At 70.8% G+C, this 14,093-nt stretch carries 13 protein-coding genes; 6 read left to right on the top strand and 7 right to left on the bottom strand.

Annotated elements, in window-relative coordinates:
- Positions 1-59 precede the first annotated feature (59 nt).
- Complete coding sequence (locus LTL01_RS01990) at positions 60-3,824, bottom strand: proline dehydrogenase family protein (RefSeq protein WP_236967192.1); 3,765 nt, start codon at positions 3,822-3,824, stop codon at positions 60-62.
- A gap of 137 nt (positions 3,825-3,961) precedes the next feature.
- Here LTL01_RS01990 and LTL01_RS01985 point away from each other — a divergent pair, with 137 nt between their 5' ends.
- Complete coding sequence (locus tag LTL01_RS01985; protein WP_236967191.1) at positions 3,962-5,899, top strand: bifunctional diguanylate cyclase/phosphodiesterase; 1,938 nt, start codon at positions 3,962-3,964, stop codon at positions 5,897-5,899.
- Positions 5,900-5,925: 26 nt separating this feature from the next.
- On the opposite strand, the gene LTL01_RS01980 is transcribed toward LTL01_RS01985, so the two are convergent.
- The gene (locus LTL01_RS01980) at positions 5,926-6,228 is read right to left on the bottom strand and encodes a DUF7882 family protein (RefSeq protein WP_236967190.1); all 303 of its coding nucleotides are present in this window, start codon (positions 6,226-6,228) and stop codon (positions 5,926-5,928) included.
- Positions 6,229-6,286: 58 nt separating this feature from the next.
- On the opposite strand from LTL01_RS01980, the gene LTL01_RS01975 reads away from it, so the two are divergent.
- On the top strand, positions 6,287-6,538 hold the full coding sequence (locus LTL01_RS01975) for a hypothetical protein (protein ID WP_053547045.1): 252 nt from the start codon (positions 6,287-6,289) through the stop codon (positions 6,536-6,538).
- Here the strand turns inward: LTL01_RS01975 and LTL01_RS01970 are convergent.
- Positions 6,523-7,335: an EAL domain-containing protein gene (locus tag LTL01_RS01970; RefSeq protein ID WP_236967189.1), complete on the bottom strand. Its 813-nt coding sequence runs from the start codon at positions 7,333-7,335 to the stop codon at positions 6,523-6,525. The two genes, LTL01_RS01975 and LTL01_RS01970, sit on opposite strands and share 16 nt — an antisense overlap.
- Before the next feature lie 116 nt (positions 7,336-7,451).
- Here LTL01_RS01970 and LTL01_RS01965 point away from each other — a divergent pair, with 116 nt between their 5' ends.
- The gene (locus LTL01_RS01965) at positions 7,452-7,787 is read left to right on the top strand and encodes a DUF7882 family protein (RefSeq protein WP_236967188.1); all 336 of its coding nucleotides are present in this window, start codon (positions 7,452-7,454) and stop codon (positions 7,785-7,787) included.
- Between the two features lie 112 nt (positions 7,788-7,899).
- On the opposite strand, the gene LTL01_RS01960 is transcribed toward LTL01_RS01965, so the two are convergent.
- Positions 7,900-8,460, bottom strand: a complete 561-nt coding sequence (locus LTL01_RS01960; RefSeq protein WP_236967187.1) for an acyl-CoA thioesterase — start codon at positions 8,458-8,460, stop codon at positions 7,900-7,902.
- Positions 8,461-8,590: 130 nt separating this feature from the next.
- Here LTL01_RS01960 and LTL01_RS01955 point away from each other — a divergent pair, with 130 nt between their 5' ends.
- The 3 genes from LTL01_RS01955 to LTL01_RS01945 all read left to right on the top strand — a co-directional run bounded on the left by LTL01_RS01955 (position 8,591) and on the right by LTL01_RS01945 (position 11,260).
- A complete protein-coding gene (locus LTL01_RS01955; protein ID WP_236967186.1) occupies positions 8,591-9,097 on the top strand; it encodes a GNAT family N-acetyltransferase in 507 nt (168 codons plus the stop codon).
- Positions 9,098-9,114: 17 nt separating this feature from the next.
- A complete protein-coding gene (gene cofE, locus LTL01_RS01950) occupies positions 9,115-9,876 on the top strand; it encodes a coenzyme F420-0:L-glutamate ligase (RefSeq protein WP_236967185.1) in 762 nt (253 codons plus the stop codon).
- 106 nt (positions 9,877-9,982) lie between these two features.
- Positions 9,983-11,260 (top strand): MFS transporter, encoded by a 1,278-nt coding sequence (locus LTL01_RS01945; protein WP_236967184.1) that lies wholly within the window; start codon positions 9,983-9,985, stop codon positions 11,258-11,260.
- A gap of 15 nt (positions 11,261-11,275) precedes the next feature.
- On the opposite strand, the gene LTL01_RS01940 is transcribed toward LTL01_RS01945, so the two are convergent.
- From LTL01_RS01940 to LTL01_RS01930, 3 genes are read right to left on the bottom strand one after another with little or no spacing between them, the layout of a single operon-like run.
- Positions 11,276-12,070: a DUF4097 family beta strand repeat-containing protein gene (locus tag LTL01_RS01940; RefSeq protein ID WP_236967183.1), complete on the bottom strand. Its 795-nt coding sequence runs from the start codon at positions 12,068-12,070 to the stop codon at positions 11,276-11,278.
- Complete coding sequence (locus LTL01_RS01935) at positions 12,067-12,741, bottom strand: response regulator (protein WP_236967182.1); 675 nt, start codon at positions 12,739-12,741, stop codon at positions 12,067-12,069. The genes LTL01_RS01940 and LTL01_RS01935 overlap by 4 nt, the downstream gene beginning before the upstream one ends.
- The gene (locus tag LTL01_RS01930) at positions 12,729-14,006 is read right to left on the bottom strand and encodes a sensor histidine kinase (protein WP_236967181.1); all 1,278 of its coding nucleotides are present in this window, start codon (positions 14,004-14,006) and stop codon (positions 12,729-12,731) included. Before LTL01_RS01930 ends, LTL01_RS01935 begins: the two co-directional genes overlap by 13 nt.
- Positions 14,007-14,093: the final 87 nt, after the last annotated feature.

Raw genomic sequence — 14,093 nt, 5'->3', positions numbered from 1 at the left:
AGACCCGCCACCGTTGCCACGTCAAGAATTTTTTACATGCGGATGACGCGCCACGGCGCTCAGATCACGTCGGCACTCCAGGGGTCGGGCGTGCCGAAGCGATGCGCGGTGATCGTGACCGACTGCTCGCGGAGGAACGGCAGGAGCTCGAGCCGCCCCGCCGTGGTGACCTCGTCAGCGTAGACGGCGATGTCGGGATCCCCACCGGTTGCCGCCGCGAGCGCGCGACGCGCCGCGTCCACCGCGTCGGCCGAGCCGATCAGCCGCACGCGCTCGGGACGCGGTCCGGCGAGCGCGTCCGCGATGGCGGCCTCGGCATCCGTCGCCTCCCCCTCGCCGTGCGCGACCTGCTCCGTGGCGCGACCAGCGGTGCGCTGGACCCACTCATCCTCGGTCTCGACGAAGACGGTGATGCCGAGGTCGCCGAGCGCCCGGCGGACCGCGGCGGGGAGCCCGACCGGGGCGCTGACCGTGAACGCGGAGCCGCAGCGGATGCCGGCCACCACCACCCGCAGCAGGGCGTGCCACGAGGCATCACCGGCGGCACGGATGCCGATGCGGGCGACCGGTCGGTAGCGGAAGAGGTTCCGCTCGACGCCGAGTCCCGAGACGTCCTTGACCCGACCGAACTCGCGGTCCCACCAGATCGCGTCGGAGAGGGCCGCGCGACGCAGCCACTCGAACGAGGGGTAGTCCAGCGACGGCTGGGCCGCCTCGATGAGCGTCGTGATGCGCGAGTCGAGCCCGCGCAGGTGCAGGGTCGTCGACGCCGGCCCGCCGGACGTCGCGCGCCACGACCCGAGCCCCACGAGGTAGTTCGGGCCGCCGGCCTTCGCTCCCGCGCCGACGGACGAGCGCTTCCACCCGCCGAACGGCTGGCGCTGGACGATCGCACCGGTGATCCCGCGGTTGACGTACAGGTTTCCGGCCTCGACGCTCTCGAGCCAGCGGCGGAGGTCGCGGGCATCCTGTGTGTACAGACCCGCGGTGAGCCCGTACTCCACGGCGTTCTGCAGCTCGATCGCCTTGTCCAGGTTCGAGGCGTGCATGAGCCCGAGGATCGGGCCGAAGAACTCCTCGAGGTGGAAGCGCGATCCCGGGCGGACGTTCGTGCGGATGCCGGGTGTCCACAGCCGCCCCGCATAGCCCCCGTCGAGATCGACGGGCGGGCGGAGGGTCGGTCGGACGAGCCACTTCTCGCCCTCGTCGAGGGTCCGCAGCGCCCAGTCGAGCTTGCCGTGCGGGGGCTCGATGACGGGGCCCATCTCGCTCCGGGGATCGGTCGGCGGTCCGACGCGGAGGGAGCGCGTGGCGTCCTCGAGCTGACGGAGGAAGCGTCGCGAGCGCGCGACGGGACCGACGAGGATCGCCAGCGACGCCGCGGAGCACTTCTGCCCCGCGTGCCCGAACGCGCTCTTGACCAGGTCGCCGACGGCGAGGTCGAGGTCGGCGGAGGGCATGACGATCATCGCGTTCTTGCCGCTCGTCTCGGCCAGGAGCGGGAGGTCCTCGCGCCACGAGCGGAAGAGCGCCGCGGTCTCGAACGATCCGGTCAGGATCACCCGGTCGACATCGGGATGGGCGATGAGAGTCTGCCCGAGCTCTTTCTCATCCAGGTCCACCAGGGCGAGCACGGCCCGCGGGATGCCGGCCGCCCAGAGCGCCTCGGCGATCACCGCGGCGCAGCGCCGCGCCTGGGGTGCGGGCTTGAAGACGACCCCCGACCCGGCCGCGAGCGCGGCGAGCACACCGCCGGCCGGGATGGCGAGGGGGAAGTTCCACGGCGGCGCGACGACAGTGAGCCGGGACGGGACGAACACCGCTCCGCTCACCCGGTCGAGCTCGCGCGCGGTCGAGGCGTAGTACGCGGCGAAGTCGACCGCTTCGCTGACCTCGACATCCGCTTCGGCGAACACCTTCCCCGTCTCGCTCGCGGCGACCTCGATCAACAGGCCCCGGCGCGCCTCGAGCTCGCGCGCCGCGCGGGCGAGGACCTCCGCGCGCTCGGTCGCGGGGAGCGCACCCCACGACGCGCCGGCCTCGCGCACGCGCGCGATCGTCGCCTCGAGGTCCGCGGCGTCATCGACGCGTGCGGCGGCGACGGTGTCATCCCCCGCCCGGGAGGTCGAGACGCGGGCGAGGACCGCCTCGGCCCACTCGCGGTTCGCCGGGAGCGCCGGGTCGGTGTCGGGAGTGTTGCGGAAGCCCGGGGCGCCGGCGGTCGAGCCGCCGGATTCGCGCTCGGAGAACACCGCGGTCTCCACGAACGCCTCGCCGCCGAACATCAGCTCGGCGCCGACCGGCACCACCGGCGCCGTCTCCCCGGGGTCCGCCGCAGCGCCGCGCGAGATCCCGAGCACGACCTGCGTCAAACCCGCGGGATCCAGCGGCGTGTCGATGTCGGAAGAGGCCGGGAACACGGCATCCGTCCCGCGTTCTTCACCGGCCTCGGCCCCGCGGTCCTGCCGGCGGGTGGGACCGACCGGGAGCGTCTCGTCGTCGGCCCGCACCAGGGAGGCCTCGAACCGCTCGCGCTCGCGCGTGAAGAGGGCGGGGTCGTCGGCGAGGTCGAAGGCGGCGGAGAGAAAGTTCTCGCTCGAGGCGTTCTCCTCCAGGCGCCGCACGAGGTAGCTGATGGCGACGTCGAACTCGTCGGGGCGGACGACGGGGACGTACAGCAGCACCGGACCGACCTCGCGGCGCACGGCCTCGATCTGCCCCTGCGCCATCCCCAGGAGCATCTCGAACTCGATGTCGTCGCGGACCCCGCGCTCGCCCGCGAGCAGCCAGGCGTAGGCGATGTCGAAGAGGTTGTGTCCGGCGACCCCGACTCGCACCGCCGCGGTCCGCGCCGGGTCGAGGAGGTAGCGCAGGCACCGCAGGTAGTTCGCGTCGGTGTCGAGCTTGGACGCGTGGGGTGCGGGGGTCCAGCCGTGGAGGACCGCATCCACCCGCTCCATGGCGAGGTTCGCACCCTTGACCAGCCGCACCTTGATGCGGGCCCCGCCCGCCGCAACGCGCGTCTTCGCCCACGCCGACAGCTCCGCCACCGCGCCGAGCGCGTCCGGCAGATACGCCTGCAGCACGATCCCGGCCTCGAGGTCGACCAGCCGCGGATCCTCGAGCAACCGGGTGAACACCGCGATCGTGAGGTCGAGGTCGCGGTACTCCTCCATATCGAGGTTGATGAAGGTGCCGTCCTCCGCCGCGCTCAGATAGAGGGGAAGGAGGCGCTCGACGACCGTGTCGACCGTCTCGGCGAACGCCCACATCGAGATGTGGCTGACGATGGCCGACACCTTCACCGAGACGTAGTCGACGTCGTCGCGTCGGATCAGGTCGTGGATCCCGTCGAGCCGGCGTCGCGCCTCGGCTTCACCGAGCACCGCCTCCCCGAGGAGGTTCAGGTTCAGGCGTGCGCCGGAGGCGCGCAGCTCCGCGATCGCGGGCCCGAGCTTCTCGGGACGTGCGTCGATGACGAGATGCCCGACCATCTCGCGCAGCACCCGCCGCGCGATCGGCACCACCGGAGCCGGGAGCAGGGGGGCGACCACGCCGCCGGCGCGCACCGCCTGCCGGAGGTACCACGGCAGGAAATCCGGCACGAGCGGAGCCACCTGATGGAGGCGCGATGCCGCGGCCCCGAGGCTCTCGGGGCGCATCACACCGTCGACGAAGCCCATCGTGAAGGGCAGACCTCGCGGGTCCTTCAGCACGCCGGCGAGCCGTGCGGCAGCGGGGTCCACGACCGCCTCCGCGGCCTCGCGCACCCATCTCTCCGCCAGAGCGACGACCTCGTTCGTGGACACGGCGTCGGACGACACAGGCGCTCTCCTTCCGCGGAGGATTCGGGGACAGACCCCACCTCATCACACCTCCCCGCCGATTCGCGGAAAACGCGCTTACCATGGAAGAGCCTTGCGGGTGACGCCGTTGAGCTCGACCCCCTTAAGGAGGTGCGGTGACGGATTCGCCCGCCCTGTCATTCCCCGACCTGCCCGCGTTCGACGAGGCCGAAGTCCGTCGCCTGCGCGAATGCAGCACCGAGGAGCTTCGCGAGATCGGACGCATCCAGTCGTTCGGCTCGCTGATCGGCATCGACGAGCAGACCGGAACGATCGTCGTCGCAAGCGATGACCGCGCCCACTGGCTCGGTCGCCACATCCAGGACGCCGACGATGAGCGGCTGGCGTGGGCGGTCACCAACGGCGCCGCCATCGACCCCGTCCGCGTCTCCGTCGACGGGCGGGCGTTCGACGCCATCGTCCACCGCGGAAGCACCCCCCTCCTGGTCGAGCTCGAGGCCGTCCCCGACTTCGAGTACGCCCGACTCCCCGTCGTCAGCGCCATTCAGCGCTTGGCCACGATCAAGGACGCCGATGAGCTCCGTCAGCGCGCGGTCGAGGAGCTCAAGACCATCACCGGCTTCGACCGGGTCATGTGCTACCAGTTCCACGCGGACGGGCACGGTCAGGTCGCCGCGGAGGCGCGCGAGCCCGACATGGAACCGTACTTCGGGCTCCACTTCCCCTCCTCCGACATCCCGCCGCAGGCGCGCGCGCTGTACTTCGAGAAGCGCTCGCGGGTCATCGCCGACACCCTCGATCCGGGCCAGGGCCTGCAGAGCCTTCCCGGCGTCACCGACGAACTCAACCTCGGGCCGGCCGAACTGCGCGCGGTGTCGCCCCACCACCTGCAGTTCATGAGGAACATGGGTCAGGCCGCGACGGTGTCGTTCGCCCTCATCGCCGACGACACGCTGGTCGGACTCATCACCTGCGCGCACCGCACCCCGCGCCGCCTCCCGGTGCTGCTGCGCCGGTCGATCGAGGTGCTCGCCAGCCAGGTCGCCCTGCAGCTGAGCGCGGCCGAGCAGATGACGGACCTGCGCAGGCAGCTCGCGGTACGCGAGCAGCGCGCCGCCCTGACCGCTCCGCTCTACGGCGCGTTCGAGATCCCCGAAGTGCTTTTCGAGCGCTCCCGCACCGTCCTCGACCTCATTCCCGCCGACGGGGTCGTGCTCATGCTCAACGACCGGGTGCACACCCTCGGAATGGTGCCGACGCCCGAACGCCTGCTGCCGGTCATCGAGGCGGTCGGCGACGGCTTCGTCACCGAGGCGCTCTCCCTGACGCACCCCGACCTCGCGCCGCAGATTCCCGAAGTCGCCGGACTCATCGTGGTGGCGATCGGCGACGCCGGCCACCTGGCGTTCGTGCGCGGCGAGGTGTCGCGCACCGTCGACTGGCTGGGCGACCAGTCGGCATCGAACCGCGACACCCCGCTGTCGCCGCGCCGCTCCTTCTCCTCGTGGCGGGAGAGCGTCACCGGTCGCTGCGCCCCGTGGGGCCCGCACGTCTCGGACGCCTTCGCCCTCGCCGCCGACATCCACACCGCTATCGGCGCGCGCAGTCAGGCCGAGCTGGCTGAGCTCGCGCTCCGCGACTCGCTGACCGGGCTCCACAACCGCCGGTTCCTCGCATCGCGCCTCGACGATCTCCTCCAGTCCGCGAGCAAGCCGGTGTCCGTGATCTTCCTCGATCTCGACAACTTCAAGCAGATCAACGACACCCACGGGCACGAGGTCGGCGACGTCGTGCTCGCCACGGTCGGCAAGCGGCTCGCGGGACTCGCCCGTTCCAGCGACATCATCGCGCGACTCGGCGGCGACGAGTTCGTCATGGTGTGCGTCGACGTGGAGGAGGCCACGCCCATCGCGTCGCGCCTCATCCGCGCGATCTCGCGCCCGATCTCCGTCGGCGATCTGCGCGTGACGGTGTCGGCGTCCGCGGGGACCGCGCCGGCGGAGTCCGGCGTCACCGCGGCCGACGTGCTGTCGTCGGCGGATGCCGCGATGTACCGCGCGAAGCGGGACGGACGCGGCCGCACCTCGCGCTGAGAGTCGGGCCCGCGGGCGTCGGGCTGTCAGGCGGTGGGGAGCGACGGCTCGGGCACGATCTTCAGCCCACCCGGGGAGTTCGCCGTCTCGACGAGCTCCTGCAGCCACAGGCGGTTGATCTCGGGCATCGGGCCCTCGTACTCGAAGCGCACGTCCGCGGCCGGCGAGATCCACATGGCCTGGCGGCGCCCGGTGACGTCGTCGACGACGGCGAAGGCCACGCTCTCCTGTCGGCGGAGCTTCGCGAGGATCACCAGTTCCAGGTGTGCCAGCGTGCGGTCGTCGATCGGGAACTCCGTCGAGGGAGAACCGTAGTGCAGAATACCCATCGCGTCGATACTACGGCGATACCGGGACGGCACGCACGACGCTGGGTAGGCTGGAACGATGGCGATTGTGAACCGACTGACCGTCGACGGCCGCGACTACTTCCTCCCCGAGCCGGTGACCCGGCTGAAGGAGGAGATCCTCAAGGCGATCCAGGCCGGCGGCGGATACGTCAACATCCCGCCGCTGCGCGGAGGCCCCGGCATCGACATCCTGTTCTCCCCGGGCATGCCCGTCACGTGGAGCCAGATCGACGTCGGCGACAGCGTTGGTGGCGACGAAGACGACCTCGAGCCCTATCCCGCGCTGTAGTCGCGGGGCGGGAGGCCCGCGAGCAGCCGGTCGACGCCCGCGGCCGGCATGGGCCGGGCGAGCAGGAATCCCTGGCCGCGGTCGCAGCCGCAGTGCCGGGCCTTGTCGAGGTGAGCGGGCGTCTCGATGCCTTCGGCGACCACGCGCATGCCGCGCCGGTGGGCCACCTCTACCACGGCGGAGATGATCTCGTCGGACTCGGCGTCCTCACGGATGATCAGAGACCGATCGATCTTGACCTCATCGACGTCGAGTCGCTCCAGCATCTCCAGCGTGGTGTCTCCGGCGCCGAAGTCGTCGACGGAGATCGCGATCCCCGCTTCCCTCAGCCGCGCAAGCCCATCGGCCATCTCGGTGATGAACTGCGGCGCGGGCGACTCGATGACCTCGATCGTCAGCAGATGCGGGGGGATCCGTAGCGCGCGCAACTGTGCGAGGACGATGTCGACGTAGTCGGGTGCGTCTGCGCGCTCGAGAAAATGGATCGCCGCCGCGTTGATGGACAGACCCACCTCGTGTCCGGCGGTCCGCCACGCGCCGACCTGCCACCCCGCAGTGGTCACCACGTGCGTATCGACCTCATCCAGGAAGCCGCGATCGTGGGCGATCTGGATGAACCGCGAGGGCGGGACGTCGCCCACGGCCCGATGCCGCCAGCGCGAAAGGGCCTCGACCCCGACGGGAAGCGCGATCGGCGACCACGTCGCCAGGTCGAAGATCGGCTGGTAGAACACCTCCACCCGCTTCTCCGCGAGCGCCGAGCGCAGATCGCGGGCGAGCAGAGGCGTATTCGGCATGGGTCCAGAGTGGCAAGGGGCCAGGATCCGAGCAACACCAGACAAACGCGACTCGAGCGAGTATCATGCTCGCTCGTGTCGCGTCCTGACGCGCATCGGCAGGATAATCTGGGTGGATGGGCACGTTCACGTATGACTCGAAAGTCACTGTCTCCTTCGACGATCGAGTCCTCGCCCATCTGCAGGCTGTGATCTGGAGCAAGCTCCGGCGCAGCGAGACCTTTTCCTTCACCTGGACCGACCCCATGCGCAGTGGCATGGGTCGCACGTCCGTCTGGCTGAGCCCGCACGTGTCGATCGTCTTCGAGTACTTCGGCAGCCGGTCCCCGAAGCTGAACCCCGCATGGCTGGACGCCCTGTCGAAGGCCGCCAACTCCCCCGCGGGACTCACGGTCGTTCCGGAACCGGACGAAGCCGCGATGGCCGCTGCCGCGGCGGCACGCGCCGGATAGCCGCACGCCTCCATCGGATCGATCTTCGTCTCGAATGTCGGAGACTGTCACCGATCTTCGAGTATGAATACGAGCCGGAAGACACCGACGGATGCGTCCGCGTGACGTCGCGTCAGGACCAGACGCTCGGCGCCTCCGCACGAGTGGAGGGCAGCGCGGACGCGCGCGCCCACTCGTGCACCCACGGCTCCACCTCGCCGAGATCATCCGGTCGGCCGGTCGCGGCGAAGAGCTCGTCGTGCGACAGCGTGCCGCCCGAGCGCTTCAGCATGCGTGCCCGCACCACCGCCCGGGCGTAGACCTCGCCCTCCACGACCGCACGATGCTCGACGTACAGCGCCCGATCATCGTGCCCGACCAGCCGCGTCTCGACGTCGAAGCGCTGCCCGAGGTCCAACGACTTCCGGAACGTGATCGTCTCGCTCGACACCACCGCGTACCAGCCGTTCCGACGCATCGTCTCGAGCAGCCCGGTGCGCGTCAGCAGATCCCAGCGCCCGAGGTCGAACAGCGACAGATACCGCCCGTTGTTCATGTGCCGCAGAACATCGACATCGGTGGGGAGCGTCCGCAGCCGGATGCGTCCGATCGCGCCGGTCGGCGCAGCGCCGTCGCGACGCAACGCGCGTCGCGCACGCCAAATGACCAGAAGAGTCCGCCAGATCACATTCACGAGCAGTGATCGTAGTGATCGACGAGAGGATGCCGGATTCGTTTGTCGATCGACGACAACCGCCCCGATGCCTCGCGCGACGGCATCCGGTCGATTTCTCCCGCCGTCGCGGCGAGCGTAGAGTCGCCGCATGGAAGCAGAAACCCAGACCGACATCGTCGTCCGTCCGGTGCGCGACGTCGACGCCGAAGCTCTCGGTCGCGTCCACGCCACCTGCTGGCACGAAACCTACGACCACCTCATCAGCAAGGCCGCGCTGGAGAAGATCTCCCCGCGACGCATGGCTGAACTCTGGACCCACTGGGCCGTGCAGGGACCCGACTTCCGGATGTTCGCCGCCCTCGTCGACGGCGAGATCGTCGGCTTCGCCGGATCCGGCCCCGCGCGCGACAAGGACGCCCCGCGCAACCGCGAGCTGTACTTCATCTACCTCCTCGACGCGCACCACGGCACCGGCATCGGCCAGAAGCTGTTCGACGCGGTCATCGGCGCCGACGAAGAGGCCTACCTCTGGGTCGCCGATGACAACCCGCGCGCGCACCGCTTCTATACGCGCAACGGCTTCAGCCTCGACGGCGCCAACCACACGGAGCCCTTCCTCGGTGAGACGCTCACCGAGGTCCGCTTCGTCCGCTGAGCCGCGCACCGACAACTGTGCTGCAGGTCTGGGCCCTCGACGGCATCCCTGAGATCGCCGCGGGCACCGACCTCGTCGAAACGATCGCCGCGCGCGTCGGCGACACCCTCGCCGACGGTGACATCCTCGTCGTCACGTCGAAGATCGTCTCCAAAGCCGAAGGACGCTTCCTCACCGCCGCCGATCGCGAAGAGGCCATCACCGCCGAGACGGTCCGCCTCGTCGCGCGTCGCACCGCGCCCGGTGGGCACGTCACCCGCATCGTCGAGAACCGCCTGGGGATCGTCTCGGCGGCCGCGGGCGTCGACGCGTCGAACACCCCCGAGGGCACCGTGCTCCTCCTTCCCGTAGATCCGGATGCCTCGGCCCGCGCCCTCGCCCGGGGGCTGCGCGAGCGGCTCGGGGTCGAGGTGGGCGTGGTGATCTCCGACACTCTGGGCCGCGCGTGGCGTGAAGGCCAGACCGATCACGCCATCGGCGCCGCCGGCATCCACGTCTTCGAGGACCTGCGCGGACAGACGGATGCCGAGGGCCGGCCTCTCGTGGTGACCATGCCCGCGGTGGCCGACGAGATCGCCGGCGCCGCCGACCTCGTCAAGGGCAAAGCGACCCGACGTCCCGTCGCGATCGTCCGCGGACGCGGCGACCTCGTCGGCTCCCTCGACCTCCCCGGCGCCCGCTCCATCGTGCGCCCCGCCGAGCGCGACATGTTCCGCCAGGGCGCGGATGAGGCCTACGCCGACGGGTTCGCCGCCGGCGTCGCCTCCGCCCAGACGTGACCGGCGCAATGTCACCCGCCGCGGTTCCGCAGCACGGGGCGAAGCCGCGACGCACACAGATCGTGCCGACCCCGCATGCGCGCCGCGGCCCGGCGATAGCCCGCTGATGCTGCGGGTCCTGCGCAACGGCACGTACGCGAAACTCTTCGCGGCGCAGGTGATCGCGCTGCTCGGCACGGGCCTGCTGACCGTCGCACTGGGATTGCTCGCCTTCGACATCGCCGGCGACGCCGCCGGATCAGTGCTCGGCACGGCACTGACGATCAAGATGATCGCCTATGTCGGGGTCGCCCCGCTGATCGCCGCGGTCGTGGATCGACTGCCGAAGAAGGCCGTGCTGATCGGCGCGGACCTGGTGCGTCTCGCGATCGCGTTGCTGTTGCCGTTCGTGACCGAGGCCTGGCAGATCTACGCACTGGTCTTCGTCCTGCAGTCCGCCTCCGCGACCTTCACCCCCGCCTTCCAGTCCCTCATCCCCGCGATCCTTCCGGATCCGGACGAATACACACGGGCACTGTCGCTGTCGCGGCTCGCATACGATCTCGAAGCGTTGCTGAGCCCGGCAATCGCCGCGGTGCTCCTGACTCTGATCAGCTACCACAACCTGTTCGTCGGCACCGCGATCGGCTTCACCGGCTCCGCGCTCCTTGTGCTGGTCTCCCGCCTCCCCGCTCGCCCCGACGACGGACCGGCGATGAGGTTCTGGCAGCGTTTGCCCGCGGGCGCGAAGGTGTTCGTCCGCACTCCGACGCTCCGCTTCCTGATGCTCACCAACATCGTCGTCGCGGCCGGCACCGCGATCGTCCTGGTGAACTCGGTCGTCTACGCCCGCGGCGTGTTCCAGCGGGGAGACGCCGCCCTCGCGCTCGCGCTCGCCTGCTTCGGGATCGGCTCGCTCGTTGTCGCACTCGCCATCCCGTGGCTCGTCGGCCGGCTCGGTGTGATCCGTACGATGGTCACGGGCGCAAGCGTGATCGTCGCCGGTCTCGTCGCCGCTGTCGCGGTCACCGTGATAGCGGCGTTCACGGGCGCCGGCTGGATTCCCCTGTTGGTCACCTGGAGCGTTCTCGGGATGGGGACGTCGCTGGTGAACACGCCCTCGTCCCGGCTGCTCGCCGATGCCTCCACGCCGGCCGACCGGAACCTGGTGTACACCGCCCAGTTCGCCCTCTCACACGCCTGTTTCCTTATCACCTATCCGATCGCCGGATGGGTAGGGGCCCTGAACCTGACCGCCGCCGCAGTCGCGCTTGCCATCCTCGCGATCTGCGGTGGTGCCGGGGCGGTGATCTACGCGAGGGTTCGCCTCCGCGGGTCCATCGCGGAGGCTCCCTCGCGCAGACCGGTACGCCGGCATCCGCGCACGGACGCCGCCGACACCTGAGGCGCGACGGAGGTGTCACTCCGCTCGGAGCACGACCTGACCCGCGGTCAGCTGGACCGAGACCGTGCGCGCGGCATCCGTCGCCGTCGACAGGCGGTTGTCCACCGTCCCGGCCGACACGTCGGACGTCACGCGGTACGCCTCATCGGGCAGCGTGAGCTCGAGCGAACCGGCGCTGACGTCGATGTCGACCGCGCGCGGCGCAGCTCCGGTGAAGGTGCCCTCGAGAGCGCCCGCCGAGACGCTCAGGTCGGCATCGTCGACGTCGGCGAGGGTCAGCGTCGCGCGGCCGGCCGAGATCTCGGCCTCGACCTCGCGAGCGGACCCGTCAACACGCGCGTCCCCGGCCCCGAGGGAGATCTCCAGAGCGCCGAAATCGCCCTCGACATCCAGGTCGCCCGCCGCGAGGTCGAAGGCTCCGTCGACGCCGGCGAGCTCGCGGGGCAGGGTGAGCACCGCCGAGCTTTCCTCGAGGTTCCAGCCCCAGCCCCAGTTCCACGGGCCGCCGCGAGACGGAGAGGCGACCCGGAGCACGTCGCCGTCGCGTTCGAAGGTCCAGCGATCGGCATCCGGTCCGCCGTCCACGCGGAGCTCCGCTCGGGCGACATCGGTGAACTCGACGCGCATGTCGCCGGCGGCGAGGTCGAGATCGATCTGATCCACCCCCGCGACGGTCACGTCCTGCGTGGACGAGGATGTCGACGCCGACGCGACGGTCGACATCGCGGTGGTGGTGACGGCGCCGATGACGACGGCACCGCCCAGGGCGGCGGTGAGGATCGCGATCACACGCGAGGTCGAGGTGGTCATGAGGGGTCTCCTGTCTGGGTGGGCGCCCCGTGGGCGATGTGGGCGAGCGCGGCGAGGACCCGACGGTTGCCCGCCTCGTCCTGCTCGAGATCGAGCTTCTGGAACACCGCGGTGATGTGCTTCTCGACGCTGCCCTCGCTGACGTGCAGTGTCCGGGCGATCGCCTGGTTGGACCGACCCTCGGCGATGAGGGCGAGCACCGTGGATTCGCGATCGGTGAGGCGCTGCATCCGCTCGTCGCGGGTGCGGCGGCCGAGGAGCTGGGCGACGACTTCGGGGTCGAAGATCGTCGCACCCGAACCGATCGCCTCGACGGTCTCGAGGAACTCCGCCACGTCGGCGACGCGGTCCTTGAGGAGGTAGCCGAGGGCGCCGCCGCGGCCCGCGATGAGTTCGCTGGCGTAGCGCTCCTCGACGTACTGCGACAGGACGAGCACCGGGAGTTCGGGCCGATCGCGACGGAGCGCCAGCGCTGCGCGGATCCCCTCGTCGGTCCCCGTCGGCGGGAGCCGCACGTCGAGGATGCACAGGGCGGGCTCCGATGCGGCGACCGTCACCTCCAGATCGGTGGCGTCGGGGAGCGCGGCGACGATGTCGTGTCCGGCATCCGCGAGCAGGCGCGAGAGTCCCTCGCGGAGGAGGACGGAGTCCTCGCAGATCAGGATGCGCACGGGATGCTCACCTCCAGGGCGGTCGGACCGCCGACGGGACTGTCGAGGCGGAACTCTCCGCCGGCGCCGAGAACGCGGTTGGCGATGCCGTCGAGGCCCCCACCCGGGACGATGCGGGCGCCGCCGATGCCGTTGTCCTCGACGCGGGCCCACAGGATGCCGCCCTCGCGCTGGCGCACCACCACGCGACACTCGGACGCCCGCGAGTGCTTCGCGGCATTGGTCAGTGCCTCCGCGATCACGAAGTAGGCCGCGGTCTCCGCCGTCTTGCTGCACCGCTCATCGATGCGCACGTCGAGCGCGACGGGCACGTGCGAACGGGCGGCGAGCGCCGAGAGTGCGGCATCCAGTCCGCGATCGTCCAGCACGGAGGTGTGGATGCCGCGGGCGAGCTGACGGAGCTCGGTGATGGCCGCCTTCGTCGAGGTGTGCGCCTCGGCGAGGAGGGTCTTGGCGGCATCCGGATCGGAGTCGATCTTCTGCTGCGCGAGCCCGAGCGTCATCCCCACCGACACCAGGCGCGGCTGCACCCCGTCGTGGAGGTCGCGCTCGATGCGGGTGCGCTCGAGGTCGGCGGCACGCACCGCGCCGGCGCGTTGGGCGGAGGAGGTGCGCGCCTGCTCGGCGAGCGCTCCTTCGCGGGAGGGGACGAGGATCGCCCGGGCGATGACGCCGTGGAGGAGGGCGACCCCCACGATCGCGGCGGCGGAGAGCAGGACGGCGAGGAGGCCCAGCGGGACGCCCAGCGAGACGGGGATGTCGAAGGGGGTGCGCTCCAGACGGACCGCGTCGGTACCGTCGGCGTAGAGCGGGGAGAAGGCGACGGCGATGCCGGAGACGAGGATGGAGGCGGCGGCGAGGACGATGAACCCGAGGACGGTCGCCACCGCGGCGCTGGCGACCCCGCGCCACATGAGGGGGTCGGTGAACTGCGCCCAGATCGTCCGCACGAATCCGCCGAACCCGGGGCGTCCGCTCGTGCGCGGTCGGACGGCGGGGAGCGACAGGTCGTACAGCCCGTCGACGCGCGCGTACTCGAGGAACGCCAGCGCGAAGAGTCCGTAGACGAAGCCGAGGAGGAGGAGCAGGCCGATCCCGATCACGGGGACGAGCCCGATCCCGACGCCCAGGAGCACGCCGAGGATCGTGAAGACCACCGGTCCCACGACGGCGAGGGCGGACAGCTGGAGGGCCGCGCCGGCCACGCGCAGCGGACGCACGGCGCGTGGAGGTCGAGCGGGCGGGGAAGCGGCGATGTCGGTCATACCTTCACGGTAGAGCGGCGCGCGCCGGCGCGCCCCCGAGGCATCCGGAGACTCCGATTCGGGTTATCCCCCGCACCGGAGCGCGCC

The sequence above is a fragment of the Microbacterium aurantiacum genome, assembly GCF_021654035.1.
Lineage (GTDB): Bacteria > Actinomycetota > Actinomycetes > Actinomycetales > Microbacteriaceae > Microbacterium > Microbacterium aurantiacum.
Note: the sequence above shows the minus strand (reverse complement) of the source record. Positions and strands in the feature narration are given on the sequence as shown.